Annotated in this window: 16 protein-coding genes and 2 pseudogenes; 6 read left to right on the plus strand and 12 right to left on the minus strand. The window is 47.0% G+C overall.

Translation table 11 applies throughout. The features are described 5' to 3' along the window. The first annotated feature begins 408 nt into the window (after window positions 1–408). The 3 genes and pseudogenes from HRE53_RS20910 (at window position 409) to HRE53_RS20920 (ending at window position 3592) form a co-directional block, all read left to right on the plus strand. Window positions 409–1466: pseudogene (locus HRE53_RS20910) on the plus strand (IS630 family transposase). Window positions 1467–1632: 166 nt separating this feature from the next. Then, window positions 1633–1896, plus strand: coding sequence for a DUF4212 domain-containing protein (locus tag HRE53_RS20915; RefSeq protein WP_235107790.1), 264 nt, complete (start codon window positions 1633–1635; stop codon window positions 1894–1896). A gap of 4 nt (window positions 1897–1900) precedes the next feature. Further along, window positions 1901–3592, plus strand: a complete 1692-nt coding sequence (locus HRE53_RS20920; protein ID WP_235107791.1) for a sodium:solute symporter family protein — start codon at window positions 1901–1903, stop codon at window positions 3590–3592. A gap of 27 nt (window positions 3593–3619) precedes the next feature. Here the strand turns inward: HRE53_RS20920 and HRE53_RS20925 are convergent, their stop codons facing one another. The 8 genes and pseudogenes from HRE53_RS20925 to HRE53_RS34945 form a co-directional block, all read right to left on the minus strand. After that, window positions 3620–4558 carry an alpha/beta fold hydrolase gene (locus HRE53_RS20925; RefSeq protein ID WP_235107792.1) on the minus strand — a complete coding sequence of 313 codons (939 nt, stop codon included), beginning with the start codon at window positions 4556–4558 and terminating at the stop codon, window positions 3620–3622. A gap of 315 nt (window positions 4559–4873) precedes the next feature. Continuing rightward, entirely contained in the window at window positions 4874–5293 is a 420-nt protein-coding gene (locus HRE53_RS20930; RefSeq protein ID WP_235107793.1) for a hypothetical protein, read from the minus strand. Window positions 5294–5337: 44 nt separating this feature from the next. Next, window positions 5338–6072 carry an HPP family protein gene (locus HRE53_RS20935; protein WP_235107794.1) on the minus strand — a complete coding sequence of 245 codons (735 nt, stop codon included), beginning with the start codon at window positions 6070–6072 and terminating at the stop codon, window positions 5338–5340. Between the two features lie 675 nt (window positions 6073–6747). Then, window positions 6748–6870, minus strand: a complete 123-nt coding sequence (locus HRE53_RS34525) for a hypothetical protein (RefSeq protein ID WP_255800816.1) — start codon at window positions 6868–6870, stop codon at window positions 6748–6750. A 150-nt stretch (window positions 6871–7020) separates the two neighbouring features. Further along, complete coding sequence (locus tag HRE53_RS20940; RefSeq protein WP_235107795.1) at window positions 7021–7200, minus strand: hypothetical protein; 180 nt, start codon at window positions 7198–7200, stop codon at window positions 7021–7023. 2 nt (window positions 7201–7202) lie between these two features. Then, the gene (locus HRE53_RS20945) at window positions 7203–7739 is read right to left on the minus strand and encodes a superoxide dismutase family protein (RefSeq protein ID WP_235107796.1); all 537 of its coding nucleotides are present in this window, start codon (window positions 7737–7739) and stop codon (window positions 7203–7205) included. A 172-nt stretch (window positions 7740–7911) separates the two neighbouring features. Next, window positions 7912–8841: an N-acetylmuramoyl-L-alanine amidase-like domain-containing protein gene (locus tag HRE53_RS20950; RefSeq protein WP_235107797.1), complete on the minus strand. Its 930-nt coding sequence runs from the start codon at window positions 8839–8841 to the stop codon at window positions 7912–7914. A 69-nt stretch (window positions 8842–8910) separates the two neighbouring features. Continuing rightward, window positions 8911–9792 (minus strand): annotated as a pseudogene (locus HRE53_RS34945) (PfkB family carbohydrate kinase). Window positions 9793–10004: 212 nt separating this feature from the next. On the opposite strand from HRE53_RS34945, the gene HRE53_RS20960 reads away from it, so the two are divergent. Together HRE53_RS20960 and HRE53_RS20965 are read left to right on the plus strand one after the other, a co-directional pair. Beyond that, window positions 10005–10283, plus strand: a complete 279-nt coding sequence (locus HRE53_RS20960) for a BrnT family toxin (RefSeq protein ID WP_235111193.1) — start codon at window positions 10005–10007, stop codon at window positions 10281–10283. After that, window positions 10264–10497, plus strand: a complete 234-nt coding sequence (locus HRE53_RS20965) for a hypothetical protein (protein ID WP_235107799.1) — start codon at window positions 10264–10266, stop codon at window positions 10495–10497. Before HRE53_RS20960 ends, HRE53_RS20965 begins: the two co-directional genes overlap by 20 nt. A 409-nt stretch (window positions 10498–10906) precedes the next feature. Here HRE53_RS20965 and HRE53_RS20970 read toward each other — a convergent pair whose 3' ends face one another. Together HRE53_RS20970 and HRE53_RS20975 are read right to left on the minus strand one after the other, a co-directional pair. Then, the gene (locus HRE53_RS20970) at window positions 10907–12586 is read right to left on the minus strand and encodes a GUN4 domain-containing protein (protein ID WP_235107800.1); all 1680 of its coding nucleotides are present in this window, start codon (window positions 12584–12586) and stop codon (window positions 10907–10909) included. Continuing rightward, window positions 12579–12980, minus strand: a complete 402-nt coding sequence (locus tag HRE53_RS20975) for a hypothetical protein (protein WP_235107801.1) — start codon at window positions 12978–12980, stop codon at window positions 12579–12581. Before HRE53_RS20975 ends, HRE53_RS20970 begins: the two co-directional genes overlap by 8 nt. A 320-nt stretch (window positions 12981–13300) precedes the next feature. On the opposite strand from HRE53_RS20975, the gene HRE53_RS20980 reads away from it, so the two are divergent. Beyond that, window positions 13301–14863: a hypothetical protein gene (locus HRE53_RS20980; RefSeq protein WP_235107802.1), complete on the plus strand. Its 1563-nt coding sequence runs from the start codon at window positions 13301–13303 to the stop codon at window positions 14861–14863. Here HRE53_RS20980 and HRE53_RS20985 read toward each other — a convergent pair. Continuing rightward, window positions 14849–15223, minus strand: coding sequence for a hypothetical protein (locus tag HRE53_RS20985; RefSeq protein ID WP_396133396.1), 375 nt, complete (start codon window positions 15221–15223; stop codon window positions 14849–14851). The two genes, HRE53_RS20980 and HRE53_RS20985, sit on opposite strands and share 15 nt — an antisense overlap. Then, window positions 15213–16034: a hypothetical protein gene (locus HRE53_RS20990; protein ID WP_235107804.1), complete on the minus strand. Its 822-nt coding sequence runs from the start codon at window positions 16032–16034 to the stop codon at window positions 15213–15215. The genes HRE53_RS20985 and HRE53_RS20990 overlap by 11 nt, the downstream gene beginning before the upstream one ends. Window positions 16035–16150 lie beyond the last annotated feature (116 nt).

The raw sequence follows: 16150 nt of genomic DNA on the forward strand, positions 1-16150 counted from the left end.
TTGCTTAGAACGAGAACATATTGAGTGAATATTCTGTATGGTTTCTGCTTCTGAGCTAAGGCACCTCTAATACCAAAGATTCAACTTTGTGTTCAGGTAAAACCTCTCTGAGACACCGGTTGAGCTTTTGTTAACCTCTGCCAATCGTTAAATAGAAAGTTAACCCTGTGGGAGGAATTCTCACAGGGTTAACTTTCTGAAAAAAATTGTGGATAGTAACTTTGACTGCTCACAGTGACTGGGCTCTTTCTTTGGGAATGAGACGAGTCATGCTGATAAGGCAACGTAACTACCAGAGGAAACAACTAAGAAAAGAGATCTTTCTATACTGCAGACGACTTGTGACTTAACATAGTAGCGGAGAGATTTGGCACACTGGGAGTATCCCCCACCTACTCTCTTACTTGCATGATTAAAATTGATTTCACCGCAGAGGAAATCCAACACCTCAACTACGAACGCTATCATCATCCTCACCCACGGGTGCAGCGACGGATGGAAGTGCTCTACTTGAAAAGTCAGGGTCTTCCCCATGCCCAGATTTGTCAGCTTTGTCAGATTAGTCGTCCGACCTTAGCTAAAACCCTTCGTCAGTATCAACAAGGCGGAATTGAAGGACTGAAGACCCTGGAATACAAAGGTCAACCTAGTTCACTCAATGCTCATAGCGATAGTGTGAGAGCCTACTTTGAGCACCACCCGCCCCGCACCAGTGCAGAAGCCCAAGCAGTCATTGAACAATTGACAGGCATTAAGCGTTCTCCAACCCAGATCAAAGCCTTCCTCAAGCGCATTGGTTGTCGCTATCGAAAAGTGGGGTATGTGCCGGGAAAGTCGAGTCTGCCCGAGAAAATTGAGGAGCAAGAGCAGTTTCGACAAACTCGCCTTGAACCCTTATTAGAGGAAGCTCAACGCCAAGAGCGTCTTGTCTTTTTTGTGGATGCTGCTCATTTTGTTCACCGGGCTTATCTGGGGGTTTCTCTGGTGCCTTCGTCGGATCTTCATCCCGTCTCCTTCTGGCCGTCAACGATTCAATGTTCTGGGTGCACTCAACGCTGTCACCAAAGAAGTCACCAGTATCACCAACCACACCTACATCAACTCTCATAGCATGTGTCTGTTGCTAGCCAAGCTGGCACTACTCGACCCAGTCATACCCATCAGCGTCATTTTAGACAATGCCCGATATCAAAAATGCCAGCTGGTGACTGACTTTGCTGAGATCGTCGATATTGAGTTAGTCTATTTGCCCTCCTATTCACCCCCATTTGAATTTGATTGAGCGGCTTTGGCGCTTTGTGCGCAAGGAATGTCTCTACTCGAAGTATTATGCCGATTTTCACTCTTTCAAAGGGGCCATTCAACATTGCATTGATCAATGCAATGGAGAGCACAAGGCGAAACTAACAAGCCTTCTATCACTCAAGTTTCAGTCTTTTAAAGAAGTTAATATCTTAGCCGTCTAGAGTATAAGCACTTAGCTGACAGCTTTTCTGTGAGGAGTAACGTAGTAAGCCAGGCTCTTGTGCGAGGCCAAGAACATAATCGGTAATGTTACGTTCCCCATCGCTGCATCATTTGGGGACAGCTCTAGTAGTAGACTAGCGGGTAAATTTTTTGTGAGTGCTTTCCATGACCTCTCCCCGCTTGCCCAACTATTGGCGGCAAAACACTGCCTTGATTCGGACCCTGCTGATGGTATGGGGCTTAGTCTCTCTCGTGTTTAGCATTTTGCTGGTTCAACCCCTTAACAATATTTCGATTGGTAATTTGCCCCTTGGGTTTTGGATGGCTCAGCAGGGTTCCATCTTTGTGTTTGTGGCCTTGATCTTTATCTATGCCAAGCAGATGGATAAGCTCGATCGCCAGTACAACGCCAACCCTAAGCAGAAGTAATCCTATGACTGTTGAAGTTTGGACAACTATTTTTGTCATCCTCACCTTTATGGTGTATCTCTACATTGGTTGGCGATCTCGGGTCAAAGATAGCAAGGGCTTTTTCATCGCCGACCAGGGCGTTCCAGCCATTGCGAATGGTGCAGCGACGGCAGCGGATTGGATGTCAGCGGCCTCCTTTATGGGGATGGCGGGACTGATTTCATCTTTGGGTTATGACGGTTCGATTTATTTGATGGGATGGACCGGGGGCTATGTGTTGCTGGCCCTGCTGTTAGCGCCCTATTTGCGCAAATTCGGCAAGTACACGGTTCCTGATTTTGTGGGTGATCGCTACTATTCCAATGTGGCTCGATTGGTGGCTGTTGTGGCTGCTATTTTTGTCTCTCTCACCTATGTGGCGGGACAAATGCGCGGAGTGGGAATTGTCTTTAGCCGATTTTTGCAGGTGGATGTCAATATTGGCGTGATGATTGGCATGGTAATCGTTGGTTTTTTTGCCATTTTGGGGGGCATGAAGGGGATTACCTGGACCCAAGTGGCTCAATATTCCGTGTTGATTGTGGCCTATCTGATTCCGGCCATCGCGATTGCCTGGCAACTGACGGGTAATCCTATTCCCCAATTAGCTTTCACTTTTGGGGATGTGGTGGATAAGCTCAACCAAGTGCAGGTGGATTTGGGGTTTGATGCCTATACCCAACCCTTTGCTTCAAAATCCATGCTGGATATCTTGTTCATTACCATTGCGTTGATGGTGGGGACGGCGGGGCTTCCCCATGTGATTGTTCGGTTTTATACGGTTCCCAATGTGCGGGCGGCTCGCTACTCTGCGGGTTGGGCATTGTTGTTTATTGCGTTGCTGTATACGTCTGCCCCTGCGATCGCATCTTTTGCTCGCTATAACTTGATTAACACTTTGCATGACCAGCCTATTGCCGAAGTTCAGCAGTTGGACTGGGTACAAAAATGGCAAACGACTAAGCTACTGACCCTAGACGACAAGAATGGCAACGGCACCATCGAATGGACGCCGACGGAAGAGACGAGCGATGTCATAATTAGCCCCGATATTATTGTCTTGTCTACACCAGAGGTGGCTAAGCTTGCGCCTTGGGTTGTGGCGTTGGTTGCTGCGGGTGGCTTAGCTGCAGCCCTATCGACGGCATCTGGCTTACTCCTCGTTATTTCTAGCTCTATTGCCCATGACGTTTATTACAAACTCCTGAAGCCGGATGCGTCTGAAGGAGAGCGGGTGCTGGTGGGCCGCATTATGGTCGGGTTTGCCATTTTGATTGCCGGGTATTTTGGCATCAATCCGCCAGGGTTTGTGGCTCAGGTGGTGGCCTTTGCTTTTGGTTTGGCGGCGGCGAGTTTCTTTCCAGTGATTTTGCTGGGGATTTTTGATAAACGGACGAATCGGGAAGGTGCGATCGCAGGGATGGTATCGGGCCTATTATTCACCACTGTTTATATTTTAGGTGTGAAATTCTACAACATGCCTCCCTGGTTCTTTGGGGTTTCGGCAGAAGGTATTGGCACTTTGGGGATGCTGATTAACCTAGTGGTCACCCTGGTGGTGTCTCGGTTGACGCCACCTCCACCCCCTGAAATTCAGGCTCTAGTGGAAAATCTGCGAACCCCTGGAGATGCACCTTTGGCGTTGGCAGATATTGGGGAAGAACAATTGGATTAAAAAGCAGATTGAGAGCTTAGCTTGCAGCTATCCGTCTTGGCTACTAGGCGTGCCAACGGTCTGACTCTCCTTGCGCTCAGAGGCGGATAGAAATTCCAAAATATAGTCAGCAGTGAGTTGAGACTGCTCTAAATGGGGGACATGACCACAGTTGGGAATCCAAGTTAGCTGACTGTTGGCAATAGTTTGATCAAACTTATCCGCATCTTTTACGCCCATAATTTTGTCCGCTTCTCCCCAGAGGATCAGAGTGGGGTGGGGAATGTCTTTGATGGTGTCGTAGAGGAAGTTGTAGCCGCCACTTTTGGTAAAGCTGACTAAGGCCCGGTGCCAACTTGGATCCTCTAGGTGGAGAGATGCACAGCATTCGGCATCGGGGGTAACGAAACTGCGATCGCAATAGGCCTGCACACTCACCCACCGTCGGACCCGAGGACTGCGTAGAAAGTTGGTCAGCCAGCGATCAAACGGCGGCATGATGAACTTGGTTGCCTTAGGAGAGGGAGCATAGCCGGAACTATCCAACAGCACTAACTTCTCAACGGCTTCTGGATAGGTGAGAGCAAAATCTAGGGCCGTCGCCCCACCCATCGATGCCCCGGCGATGATCATGGGCCGTTGAATCATCTGTTGCCAAAAGCTATGGAGGTGAGTTTTGAGATCCGTGGGACTGAAGGCAACCCCCTCGGGCCGCTCCGTAAAGCCAAATCCCAGCAAGTCCAATGCCCATATTTCGGTGTGGGAGGCCAGCTTGGGGATAAGGCGTCGAAATTCTAAGAGGGAGCTATCGAAGCCATTCAGCAGCAGGATGGGGATATCTCCTTCTCCTTGCTGCACATAAGTTGTCAGGATCGGGTTGGGAAGAAGAGGGGTCGTAATAGCTTCTTGCTGGATCTGTTGCGCTAGGGCAATGGAAGTGTCTTCCGTGAGTTGAGCAACTCCGGGGGGTAAAAAAGATGGAAACATGCAGAACGAGAGTCAGGACAATGGTTTTCCCCGCTGCCGGAATAGGTAAAAAGAGCACCATTTTTGACGACATTATTTGGGGTTGCATTCTAGAAGTATAAAGAATTCATGCCATCCTGCGAGTGAAGAGACCGAAGCTAGGCGGGGTGTAGCACTTTACTGCCTCATGCATTGAACGTGCTTATTCCCATTAGATTGCTAAATGTCTAGAGATCCAATCTGACTACAAAATTCTTTTAAGTCAACTATGGCTAAATAACAAAATCGACAAGATGGCGGTTCATTATATGATTTGCCAGAGATTTTTTTGTGTCCCTAAGTAGCAGAATTACGGTAAAGATCATCACAGTAGAATGCCCATATCAGCCCCAATATAGCTGTGACAATGCCTGCGACAGCTCCTCCTAATATCCACCCTAGGCTTCCCCAGTTAGTGATCAACAGAGTAATTTTCTTGATCAGGATTTGATAGGTGATAAAAGTTGTGATTGTGCTGACAGCCGTAACGGTCAGTAGATCTTTAATAATGCCCCAGGGGCTTTTTTGAGATAGATTATCGTCAAAATAAGCATCCCAAATCAGGATGAACATAACGATATTAGCAAAGGTTAGGATGATATTTTTGGTGAATTCTATATTGAGGGAAGGTGCTGCCATCACAATGGCATTACTAATCACGACACCTAAAATATCAACACGAACTCTTTTTCTTATTCTTCTTAATTGATGTGCCAATAGATACCTATCCAAGATCTAAATACTTTTCAACATAAAAGAACTTATAACCAGTGACGAGGATAAGAACGTTCTGGTATTAAATTATTAAAAACAAAGGTACAAAACAGGAGGATGACTGATCCTGCGACGACAGGTGTGAGTACAAAATTCCAGCTGGCTTGACTCATAACTCCTACCAAAGCCACAGCTCCTCCCGGTGGGTGGAGGGTTTTGGTTAACTGCATCACTTTAATGGCGGTCGCGACAGATAAAGCCATGACCCACGGTTCAGAACCAAATAGATAAACCATCACGACACTCACAACTCCCCCCAATAAGTTGCCAAAAATTAAATTTCGGGGTTGGGCAAGGGGACTATTCGGCACAGCAAATACGAGTACTGCAGCAGCACCAAAGGGCGCAGCAATTAGCGGATAATCTGAGACCATACTCAGATAGGCTAAGGCTGCAATTCCTAGAAAACTACCGATGTAAGTAAACAGGATTTGACTCAGGGAAAAACGAGGTTGAACGCTTGAACTTCCGTGGATGCCAGACAGATATTGTCTCAATTTGAACCAAATCTTATTCCCTTTGAAGTTTAAAGATTTTGTAGAATGCAATTGTTGCAATTCCAGATTCAAATATTCGATTTGATTTTGTTGCTGCTCCAGCATTCTTTCATATTGCTGGAGGATCTCTTGCATCTGCTTCGATGGAGAGAATTCGAGGAAAGACTGTTGTGGTGAAATTAATAAGTTGTTCGAGGCAGCACTTTCGCTCGAATGATGATCCATATGTTTTCCCCCTCAGTTTGATGTTTAGTAGAATCAGTACTTTATATATTAGTCATAGCTTTTAAAGCTCTATCAAGAGAAAATTGAAAATATTTCGCTTGATAGCGAGAAAAACTACTAAAAATAAATACTAGTCTTTAATTAGAACTATATATAAGATATTTTAAGTGATTTAAAGGATTCTGATTGTCATGAAATCCATACAATAAATCTTGCCTTACCTTAATGTGTAATATGCAACAATCTGCGATCAAAATTTATTATTAAATGGTGAAAGAGATTGAGGATTGAGATGAATTAAGCTATAAACCTACTCAAAATATCAACTTCAATTTGTGGCGTGAAAATTCTATACACAGAAGTTTGTATTCCCCCTACCGCTAACGATATTCTTGACCTTACCTAAGCCTTTGATTGATTAGGAAATAAAAGATGGTCAAAAGAAATTGGCTATCAGTTCCTGAACTTGAGAACAAATCAATACAGATCACGAAAGATAGGTTGCGATCTGAATCTTATTTCATAACTTTGGACGAGCTAAGTAATGGGAACGTACCCTTTGGATCATAGTATTTACGCTAGACGGCATTGCTTACAGTAACGATTGATACAGAAGCGAATAATCCAGGTGTAATGGAGGTTTTATCTCGCATCTTTTAAGGCTTGATCGTGAGGCTAGAGCTCCGTCAATGACTTTTCTATAAACGCACTATAGGGCTTTGCCTGATACTGGCCGAAGGGTCCCCGCTGTTGATAGCCTAATTGGGTAAATAACCCCAATACTTCAGGTTGGGACACTCCACTTTCTAAGCGGAGGTAGGGTAAATGCAGCCCTTGTCTTCAGGTCCTGGGGCAGTCGGTGGCCGAGCTGCATCCCTCGAAATTTCGGTTGGATAAAAAATCGTTTAATTTCCCCATAGTCTGTCGTGATTCACCAAGGCTCTACAATCAGCGATGCTTCTTCCCCACGTTTAGAAACTGGATATGAGTTTGCATGAGGACTGCCTTGGACATCTGGTGATGACTGTCCGGTGGATAGATACTGTTCAGATAGGCGTCCCGTTGCTGAATGAGGCTGAGGGCTTCTGGGAGAGCTGGATCACGCGGCTGAATAGAGGCAGGGGACACCGCTATGCTTTGGGCAGACCAATCACGCCTTGGGCAATCCGACTCCCAGCATTACCAGTGGGTTGTCCGCCATCATCGGTTTCGGCATGAATAATCAGGCCACGTCCCAGAATGGGGTTTTGGGGGCCGTTAATGGAGATGTTATTGACGGTAATTTCCTTAGCGACTTCTCCCTGGCTATCGGCTTTGAGGTTGCCCAAATCTCCGGCATGACGTTCAGGATTGTTGGGGAGTCCGTGGGGCATTTCTTCTGGATTGTAGTGGCCGCCCATAGCTTTCCCATCTGGACTGGAGGCATCACCAAATTCATGGATATGCCAAGCATGGACGGAATTGGGCTGTAAGCCTTGGAGATTGGCGAGAATAGTGATTTTATCCTCTGCTTGCTTGAATTTGATTGATCCGGTTACCTGATTTCCCTCTGTGGGGGAGAGGATGGCCAGTGCTACGTTCAAGGGCTCAGTTGCGGCGAGGGACTCAGCTTGCGGCGAGGGACTAGGGGCTGTACTAGTTGGGTTGGGGGGTGGAGCAACTGGCAAAAAACACGAGTGCGATCGCAGCACAAAACAGGGGGATAAATTTCTTAGGTAACATAGCGAACATTGAGCGGACTTTTTTACAATCTCACTCCCGCTGAAAAATCACAACCTTTCGGATCACAAGCTCAACCCTATGCATACTTGTGCTTTTGGGGATTCTCTATAATTCTCTTTATTGCTGGGAATTTTGAGGGCGAGCCACAATAATGCCGATGGATTGATCGACATTGGCAACATAGGTGGCTAAATCCGGGGCAATACGCACGCTACCGCCGGGAGAGGCATGGATGAGTCCCTTGGTCTGATCAGACATTTGGTAAACCAGTCCCGTATGGGTGACATCTAACCCTGGAACTGCTGTAGCCACGGCAATAATATCTCCTGGCTGTAGAGACGCTTCAATCCCTCGGATTTGGGCTTGGGGAATATAGTGCAAGGGTAGTGACTGCAACCGAGTTTCTACGGCCTGGATGCATTGCCAGTTAGCTGTGCTCTTTAGCTGTGGGTAGCTCTGGCGATGCTGGCTCATAAAGTTGAGCGGTTTGTTGAGAGGAATGCCTCCCAAGGCTGGGGTAATATTCTCGACTAAGCCACGACGCTGGTTATCGGCAATCCAATCGGAAAAATAATGGAGACGGCTGCAATAGCCTTGCATATGTCCTTGGCGATAGCGTTGGGTTTGGACTGCATTGCTAAATACTTGGGGGGAAGGCTCCTCGACGGTGAGGGTACGGGCGATGGCGAGGACGGTTTCTACAAAAAGGACGCAGTCGAACTGGCTGAGGGAGAGGACTAATTCTTCTTTGGGGCTTTGATCCAGGAGTCCCCCCTTATAGGCTGCTCCTTCGAATTTGGTGGCTAGGGTTTGGAGGAGTTGAGGCCAAGGCTGCTGCTGGAGTTGGGGCGCTTGCTTGAGAAGCTGAGTGAGCTGGTTTTGGTCGGCTGGGAGAAACTGGACGGTTGCGGTTTGGGATGCGGAGGGTTGGGATGCGGGTTGCGAGCTTGTGGGTTGCGATCGCACCGAAGAAACCGGCAGATCAAAGCTAAGGATGACCAGCCCGATCAGTAGAAGTTGCCCAAGTTTTAAGGTTGTCCGCTTCATTGATGTAGGGGTAACGAATAATGCCTGTATCTAAGGACAGGATTTATGTCCAAAGGGTGCCCGTCTATTTTAAGGAGATTGCATCCAAGCCCGAGTGCCAAAGGATTGGCAGGCGGTTGCCGCGACTTGGGCGGCCTGGGCTAGGGCCTGGGGGAAATCGCTATGCAAGATAAAGTGGCAAAAGGCTCCATGAAAGATATCCCCTGCACCCAAGGTATCGGCGGGGGTAATCTTTGGGACGGATACGGTGCCTGTGGCGCCCTGCCAATAGAGAATGGGCTGATCGCCTTGGGTGATGGCAATATGGGCAGATTTGGGCAGAGTTTGTTTTAAGTAGTCCAGCGTGGCTTGGGTGTCGTGACAACCCGGAGGATGGAAATCGGCGGAGCAAATGGCGTAGTTGATGTAGGGCAGAAGGGTCTCTAGGCCAGGTTTCCAGCTGCCACCATCTAAGACGATGGGAATGTTAGTGGCTTGTTGGGCGATGGCGAGGCTAACGGGGATTTGATGGCCGTCTATCAGAATAATGTCGGTGGTGGTGATTTTTTCCCATAAATCTTGGGGGATTTGGTGGGGCTGGGCGATTTGGCGCTGGGCATTGAGGGAGATAAGGGCACGTTCTCCTGTGGTTTGGGTGACCACGATGGAAGAGACCGGGGGGGGATTGAGTTTGGTCGGGGGGTGAGGTCGGTGAGGATGACGGGTTGCCTGAGGTTGTCTAGGTCGGCTTGCATCAGTTGGGTGATGGGATGCTGGCCCAGGGCGGTGAGGAGTTGGGCGGTATTGTTGAGGTGGGCAAAGGTGGCAGCGGCGTTGGTGGCGGGTCCGCCTGCTGAAATTAAGCTATCTTGGGCGACTAGTTTTTTGGTTAGCTTGGGGTGGACCAGAGGCGAGATAAATCATATCCAGGGTGGATAGTCCGATGAACAATCCTGATTTCTGGCTATCCATAACTTGTATAGGCGATAGGCTTTGCTTAAATACGAGGTAATTGAGATATCTATCTTCTTTGATTTTATTAGGTTCATTGTGGATTCAGATTTTGGATATCAGCATTGAAAATTTGAGCATGAAGTAATGAGTTTAAAGGTTTAAGATTCTGGAGAAATTCATTCCCAACGGCTTCTGTCCTGTTGAAATCAGTAATCAGCTATGATTTGGGCATGGAGTTTGAGTGGAATGATTCCAAAGCAACGGCCAATCTGAAGAAGCATGGCGTCAGTTTCGAAGAGGCAAAGTCTGTTTTTTACAATGCGCTAGCAATTATTTTTGATGATGAAGCCCACTCAGTGAGCGAAAAACGAGAGATTCTTGTTGGACATTCTAAAAATAACCGATTACTTTTGGTTTCTTTCACTGAACGCCCCCATGCGATTCGCATTATTAGCGCCCGTTTAGCTACCCGGAGGGAGCTTGAAGATTATGAAAGACAAAGCTTTTGAAGAGTCTAATGACATAAATGATGAACTTCAAGCTGAGTATCAATTAGATTATAGAAAGGCTAAACCTAATCGATTTGTAGCCCGTAATGTAGAGCAGCAGATGAAGGTCGTTGTTTTAGATGATGACGTTGCTCAGGTGTTTAGAACACCCGAGTCGGTTAATAATGTGCTGAGAGCATTAATTGATACGATGCCTCAATCAGTAGAGAACTAAATAACTGGGTTGAGTTATGGGTCTGAATCAATAGGTTTTTGAAATTGGTTCTCGGGCCTATCGTCGTTTTTGCCAGGGGTATAAACCGAAGCCCAAGCCACCTCAGAAAAGTCATTGGGGAACGAAGTTGTTGGCAAAACTGAAGCTAAAACGGAAACCCCGTAAGCCATCACCGGGATAAACTCGGTTGCCTTGGGATGATTGGGATGGCTTAGATTCAGAGATTCAAGTGGTGAGGATGAAGTTTGTATTAGAAAATTGCTTGAACCTGGAAGTGGTAAGAACTCGATATGAGCCAGATTTTACACCGCTATAGATTAAAAAAATGGTTGCGAGGTGCCAGGTAAGAAATCGTTGAAAAGGTGAGTTTTATGTTGATCTGAACGTGGAAATGAAATTTTTAAAATGATTAAGACTGTCTCGTGCTAAAGCCTACAAGTCTTTGTGCGAGAAAAGAGAAACTACTTACTCCACCCACCCGCAACCCAAACATCCCACCTCCCAACACACCCAAAGGAAATTCTCCAAAGGAAGTTTTTTGGAGGTCAAAGGTGAGTTGTTGGTACTCTAACCACTTGCCATTTTTTCGCCAACCAACGCGATCGCCGAATTTCTTCCAATCGTTATTATAGGTTTTAGGGCTACCGCATTCTTCCCAAATCCGCTTCTGGACGCTAAAGCCCCATTTACCTTTGCTGTACTTTACCAATAAACGATCCAGTGTTTGCAAGTCTTCACAGGGGAATGTTTTTAGGTCTTCCTCGCGAAGCCAGTCTTCTTCTGTTCTTCCCACAATAGTGATCATCAACCGATAGGTTTCTTGATCTGCTTCTTTCCATTTCTGATTTTGTAGCAATTTCTCCAGTTTTTCGTATTTGGGATCAGTAGTAATTTCTTGCGGGTTATCAGAGATGTCTTTTTCGGGTAGTTCGAGTGGATCTACTCTACTAGAAACGATCTCAGGTTGCTTAGGTGGGGAAGCTAAATCCAGTTCTTGGGCAATGGCTTTCTCAATACGCTGGGCATCTTCTTTGCCCAAAAGTAAGTTCTGGCAAATTTCAATTAAACGCCGCCGTTGCCTTGAAGTAGGAGTCGTCCCATCCTTCACAGCGGTTCTAAAATACTCAGCATAGTCTTGCCGTTTTTTTGCCCGAACCAAATAAGGGGCTTGGATTTTCTCCTCAATCGCCAAAGCATCATCTGGTGAAAGTCCTAAGCGTGCTCGAAAAGTCTCCAGACTGCCACGATCCAGGCCATCCTCAATGGAACCATTGAACTCTAGATGCATTTCCTCATCCAGTTCCTGAAAAATTCGATCCACCTCTAGGCGATATTCCAGCTTTGGATCAGGTTTAGGGGCACGAACAATCGGTAAATCATAACCTGTATCTTCGGCGAGAATCCTAGGTCGATAGCTACCTTTTCGTTCAATTTCAAACCGTCGATCCGCATGTTCGTGTAGATTTCTTGCCACGATCCAGTCGCCTTGGCCTGGATAAGCAGCCCCTTCCATCCCCTCAATTAAGAACTGGGTATACAAAGACAATCCATCATGTTCTTGCAAAGCAACTTTGGCAGCACTGGATGAAGCTAAGATAACCCGGCCACTTGCCTTCAACTCATCAAAATCAATATCTCCTTCCCCTTTTGTTAATAAATCGGCAATCTTGCCACTGTAACAACAGTCCAAAATAACCACGATCTGCTTTGCTCGGCACAGATCCATCTGGCGTTTCAAGAACCCTGCCGACAAAGCACTAGACTCGATTAGCCTGCCATTTTCCTTGCGAGAATTTTTCGCACACAAATGCAAATGTTGGTTTAAAATTCCTCCACTGCCTAAATCTCCATGCCCAGAGAAATAGAACAGCAACAGACTGTCAGCATCCTTACCAGAAAAGAAACCTTCAATCGTTGATTCTAAAGACGTATCAGAACAATTCTTGAGGTCTTCTACCTCAAATGCTCCACATTCGGGATCTTTAAGCACATCTACCATTGCCTGGATATCTTTCAAGCTGCCTGGTAATGGCCCAAACCCTTCCCCATATTCACTAATTCCAACTAATAAAGCAGCTCGTTTACCCATTTTGTGCTTGTTTCGCTGCTTCTAGCTTACTGACAAAATCTTCAAAATCTTTCTGAGCCGATTGCCGATCTTGATCATTTCGTCCTTCAAATTCAAACTCCAGATCGCCATATTTAAATTTGACCTTGGTTGTGGTGCCCACTAACCGCTCATACAGCCATTTGCTAACATCCTTGAGGGTATCAAGATTAATTTTGATATCCAGTAAACTACTGCTCTCATCTCCCATGAAGCGATAGTTTGGGTCAGCAGACTTACTTGAAGATTCAGCAGTTGTTACAGTAGCCTCTTGATTCTCTAACTCCATCGCTAGAGTTGCCAGAATTGCCTGCAATTCTTCATCCGAAGCCTGTTGATCTTCAACAGCAACTTTTAACTCAATAGAGTCATCCATACGCCTCATTAAGCACACCAATTTTGCACATCACTTAATTTATCAGCAGCCGCAAAGAGTTTTGTGGGAAATGAAGAATATTCAAATAATTGCAATGAAATAACTGTCGATCAACCACATCAATATGGAAAAAATTTGCGTCCATTCAGAAACAATTACCTCATCTCGATAATCAGAGGGAATTACAACCATTTTAAAAACTGAGTCCTGAAACCATCATGTACTCAGGACAATCAAGTTTATTTTAGAAAGATGGCGTTTTCAGCCGCAAGCGCTAGAAGCGCCAACACGGGGGAACACAGTCGTCAACAATTCAACCGATGAGTCCGTTCTCAATCTTCACCATCCTCTACATGACCGCCTTCCTGCTAGAAATGCAGGAAAAGTGGAAAGCACCAGGCTTTGCCCTCGCCTTTTTGGCATTAATCACCGCCTTCGTTTTCACCCGCATAACCCGGAGCAAATTTTTTGCCTTCCTGGTCCTCTCCACCGCCTACTTCTTAATTTTTCGCTTCCCCGACGTCGCCAACCACGTCAACTTCCTGATCTACCTCAACCTCACTCTGATAGTGGGTATGGTCTACGCCTGGATCAAACAGGCCAGCGCCGACGACTACTACGCCATGATGCGCCCCATCCTCAGAGCTTCCTTACTCGGCGTCTACTTCTGGGCCGGATTCCATAAACTCAATACCGACTTTCTCAATCCTCAAGTGTCCTGCTCCAGCATGATGCTGTATCGCATTCTGGATATGCTCCAATCCAATCTCTTGGGCCTTCCAGTCATGGTCATCGTCATAGCCCTGGCCCTCTTCGGACTTTGGCAAGGACTCATCCGTCCCAGACTCAAATCCTCAAAACTTCCCAAAATCCTGCTGCTCGCCTTACTCACCTGTGGCGGTATTCTGCTCTATGCCTTCGGATTTGCCTATCGAGATTATGTATTGCTACCCTACCTAATCTTGCAAGCCAATATCTACTTTGTCCTCGCTTGGGAATTGCTGGGCAGTCTCTTGCTGTTTGTGCCCAGAATGCAGGCTCCAATTCTGTTGCTCTCATGGCTGATGCATGGCTTTATCGCCATGATTGGCTTCGTCGACTTCAGTGCCCTAGCCGGAAGCTTACTCTTTACCTTTATTCCCGATCGCTACCTGCAGCTTTGGCAAGAACAGTCAGAAATCTCTCTGGGGGGAAGAAAGATTCATCGGGTACACCTGTACTTTGGCCTCAACGTTATGGCAGGTGTCTTCTCTGCCCTGTATTACCTCGCCTATTTAGAATTCGATATCAAAGTCACTGCCGGAGCCATCTTCAACCTCGCTTCAGTCATTTTCCTTTGGCCGATTCTCACCCAGCTCTTTACACCTAAAAATAGACCCGTTTGGCAAGGACTTCCGGTTCTCAACGCATCTATGCCTAAATTTATGGCGGTGTTTTTAATTGGCCTCTGCTGCTTCGGCCTCATGCCCTACCTAGGACTCCGCACCGCCGGAACCTTCTCCATGTTCAGCAATCTCCGTACGGAAGGCCCTCGCTCCAATCATTTACTGCTGGGTAGTAATCCCCTCAAACGCTGGGGCTATCAGGAAGATGTGGTCTGGATCCTGAGCTTGCCGCCAGAGGTAGTGGACATGGATCCGAAAAATGCAGAGCTAGAGGGTAGTGCCCTTCCCGTGGTGGAGTTCAAGAAAATGATTTATGACTGGACTCAAGCGGGACAGACTGTACCTGTAGTCTTTGAATATCAGGGGCAAACCTACGACAGCCCCAATATTGTTCAGGATCCTCAATGGCAAACGCCTCGGCGGAATTGGGAGATGTATTGGATGGACTTTCGCGTGATTGAACCTGAAAATTCGGGTCCCAATTTATGTCGATGGTAGGGAGGGTTTTTGGCTAGATGCGATCGCAATCATCGCTACGACAAAACTAACAATCGCAACAGTCGTCATCACTAAGGGGGACAAAGCGTCCGGCTGTTTGAAGAAAGCCCCAAATAAGCTAGCAGACAATGCTCCCCCGCTAAAAAACATCCCGGTTCCCAATCCTGCTTTTTGGGCAGGCACCATCGACAGGGCAAAGGGCAACGTGCCATTATTCACCAAACTCAAGCAGGTACCGATGGCTATCGCCACCCCCACCGCTGCCCAGGTCTGGCCGACCCAATTCATGAAAACTAACGTCAGGGCTAATCCCACTAACCCCAACAGAATGGCTTGACGATTCCCTAGTTTACGGGCCACCGTCCCCGCCGGAATGGCGGTTATCCCTAAAGCAATAAAGATCATGCCCATCGTCAGCCCTACATTTAGGTTGGGAATGGTTTTGAGGATTTTGGGAAACGTCGTCATCAATAACCGAAACCCCAACGAGGTGCCCCCATCCCACCGTAAACACCAGGGCTAAATTTCTCATGGATGGACGAGCCCCAACCCCAGAAGGTTGATGGGGCATCTTCACTTCCGTATTGACAGACCGCAAAATAGCCGCAGCCCCTAGCAAAATGAGTGACGCTAGGCCAAAGGCAATCCCCGGTCCTAACTCCAGAATATATTTATTGGCCAAAGGCCCCATTGCCCCCGCAATCGCCCCCATTACGGTCAATACACTGGCTGCTTGCGGTAGACCACTGCCAAAGGCATATCGACTGAGCAAGGACAGAGCTGGACTGCGAAACACTGTCATGGAAATGGCCCAAGCCACGAGTAATATCGGTAAAAGCCAGCGAAAGACCCCCTCGGGCTGACTAAACGTGACCAGCACCGCAGTTGCCATCAGTAGTCCCGATGCCAAAATTACCCCTGCGGCAATAAATGGAAATCGGCTACCTAGCCAGCGCTGGGCGCGATCGGAGTAGTTCCCCATTAGGGGTTCCATTAGCATCGCCAGACCGTTTTCTAGCAGTAAGATACCCGTGACAAATACAGAGGTAAATCCAAACTCACCCAGCAGTTTTCCCAGGTAAAGGTTGTAGATTACCCACATCAATACAATCGCCCCTTGAACTAGGGCTAGGGCAAAGACTTGTAACCACAGAATTCTTTGCTGTTGCAAAATTTGTATTCCCTTCTCTTGCTATGGGGTAAAGTGACTTGAAACCAACGTTCTTATCTGATTAAAAGTTTCTCACTCTATCACCAACCAGATGCTGTATCAGGCTTTTTCTTTTT

The sequence above is a fragment of the Acaryochloris sp. 'Moss Beach' genome, assembly GCF_021497025.1.
Lineage (GTDB): Bacteria > Cyanobacteriota > Cyanobacteriia > Thermosynechococcales > Thermosynechococcaceae > Acaryochloris > Acaryochloris marina_A.

Excerpts from the sequence above, each read along its gene's own strand:
- HRE53_RS20920 (WP_235107791.1), top strand. The coding sequence starts at position 1,901 with ATGACTGTTGAAGTTTGGACAACTATTTTTGTCATCCTCACCTTTATG.
- HRE53_RS20975 (WP_235107801.1), bottom strand. The coding sequence starts at position 12,980 with ATGGATGACTCTATTGAGTTAAAAGTTGCTGTTGAAGATCAACAGGCT.
- HRE53_RS20980 (WP_235107802.1), top strand. The coding sequence starts at position 13,301 with ATGAGTCCGTTCTCAATCTTCACCATCCTCTACATGACCGCCTTCCTG.
- HRE53_RS20965 (WP_235107799.1), top strand. The coding sequence starts at position 10,264 with ATGAAAGACAAAGCTTTTGAAGAGTCTAATGACATAAATGATGAACTT.
- HRE53_RS20925 (WP_235107792.1), bottom strand. The coding sequence starts at position 4,558 with ATGTTTCCATCTTTTTTACCCCCCGGAGTTGCTCAACTCACGGAAGAC.
- HRE53_RS20960 (WP_235111193.1), top strand. The coding sequence starts at position 10,005 with ATGGAGTTTGAGTGGAATGATTCCAAAGCAACGGCCAATCTGAAGAAG.
- HRE53_RS20935 (WP_235107794.1), bottom strand. The coding sequence starts at position 6,072 with ATGGATCATCATTCGAGCGAAAGTGCTGCCTCGAACAACTTATTAATT.
- HRE53_RS20915 (WP_235107790.1), top strand. The coding sequence starts at position 1,633 with ATGACCTCTCCCCGCTTGCCCAACTATTGGCGGCAAAACACTGCCTTG.
- HRE53_RS20950 (WP_235107797.1), bottom strand. The coding sequence starts at position 8,841 with ATGAAGCGGACAACCTTAAAACTTGGGCAACTTCTACTGATCGGGCTG.
- HRE53_RS20970 (WP_235107800.1), bottom strand. The coding sequence starts at position 12,586 with ATGGGTAAACGAGCTGCTTTATTAGTTGGAATTAGTGAATATGGGGAA.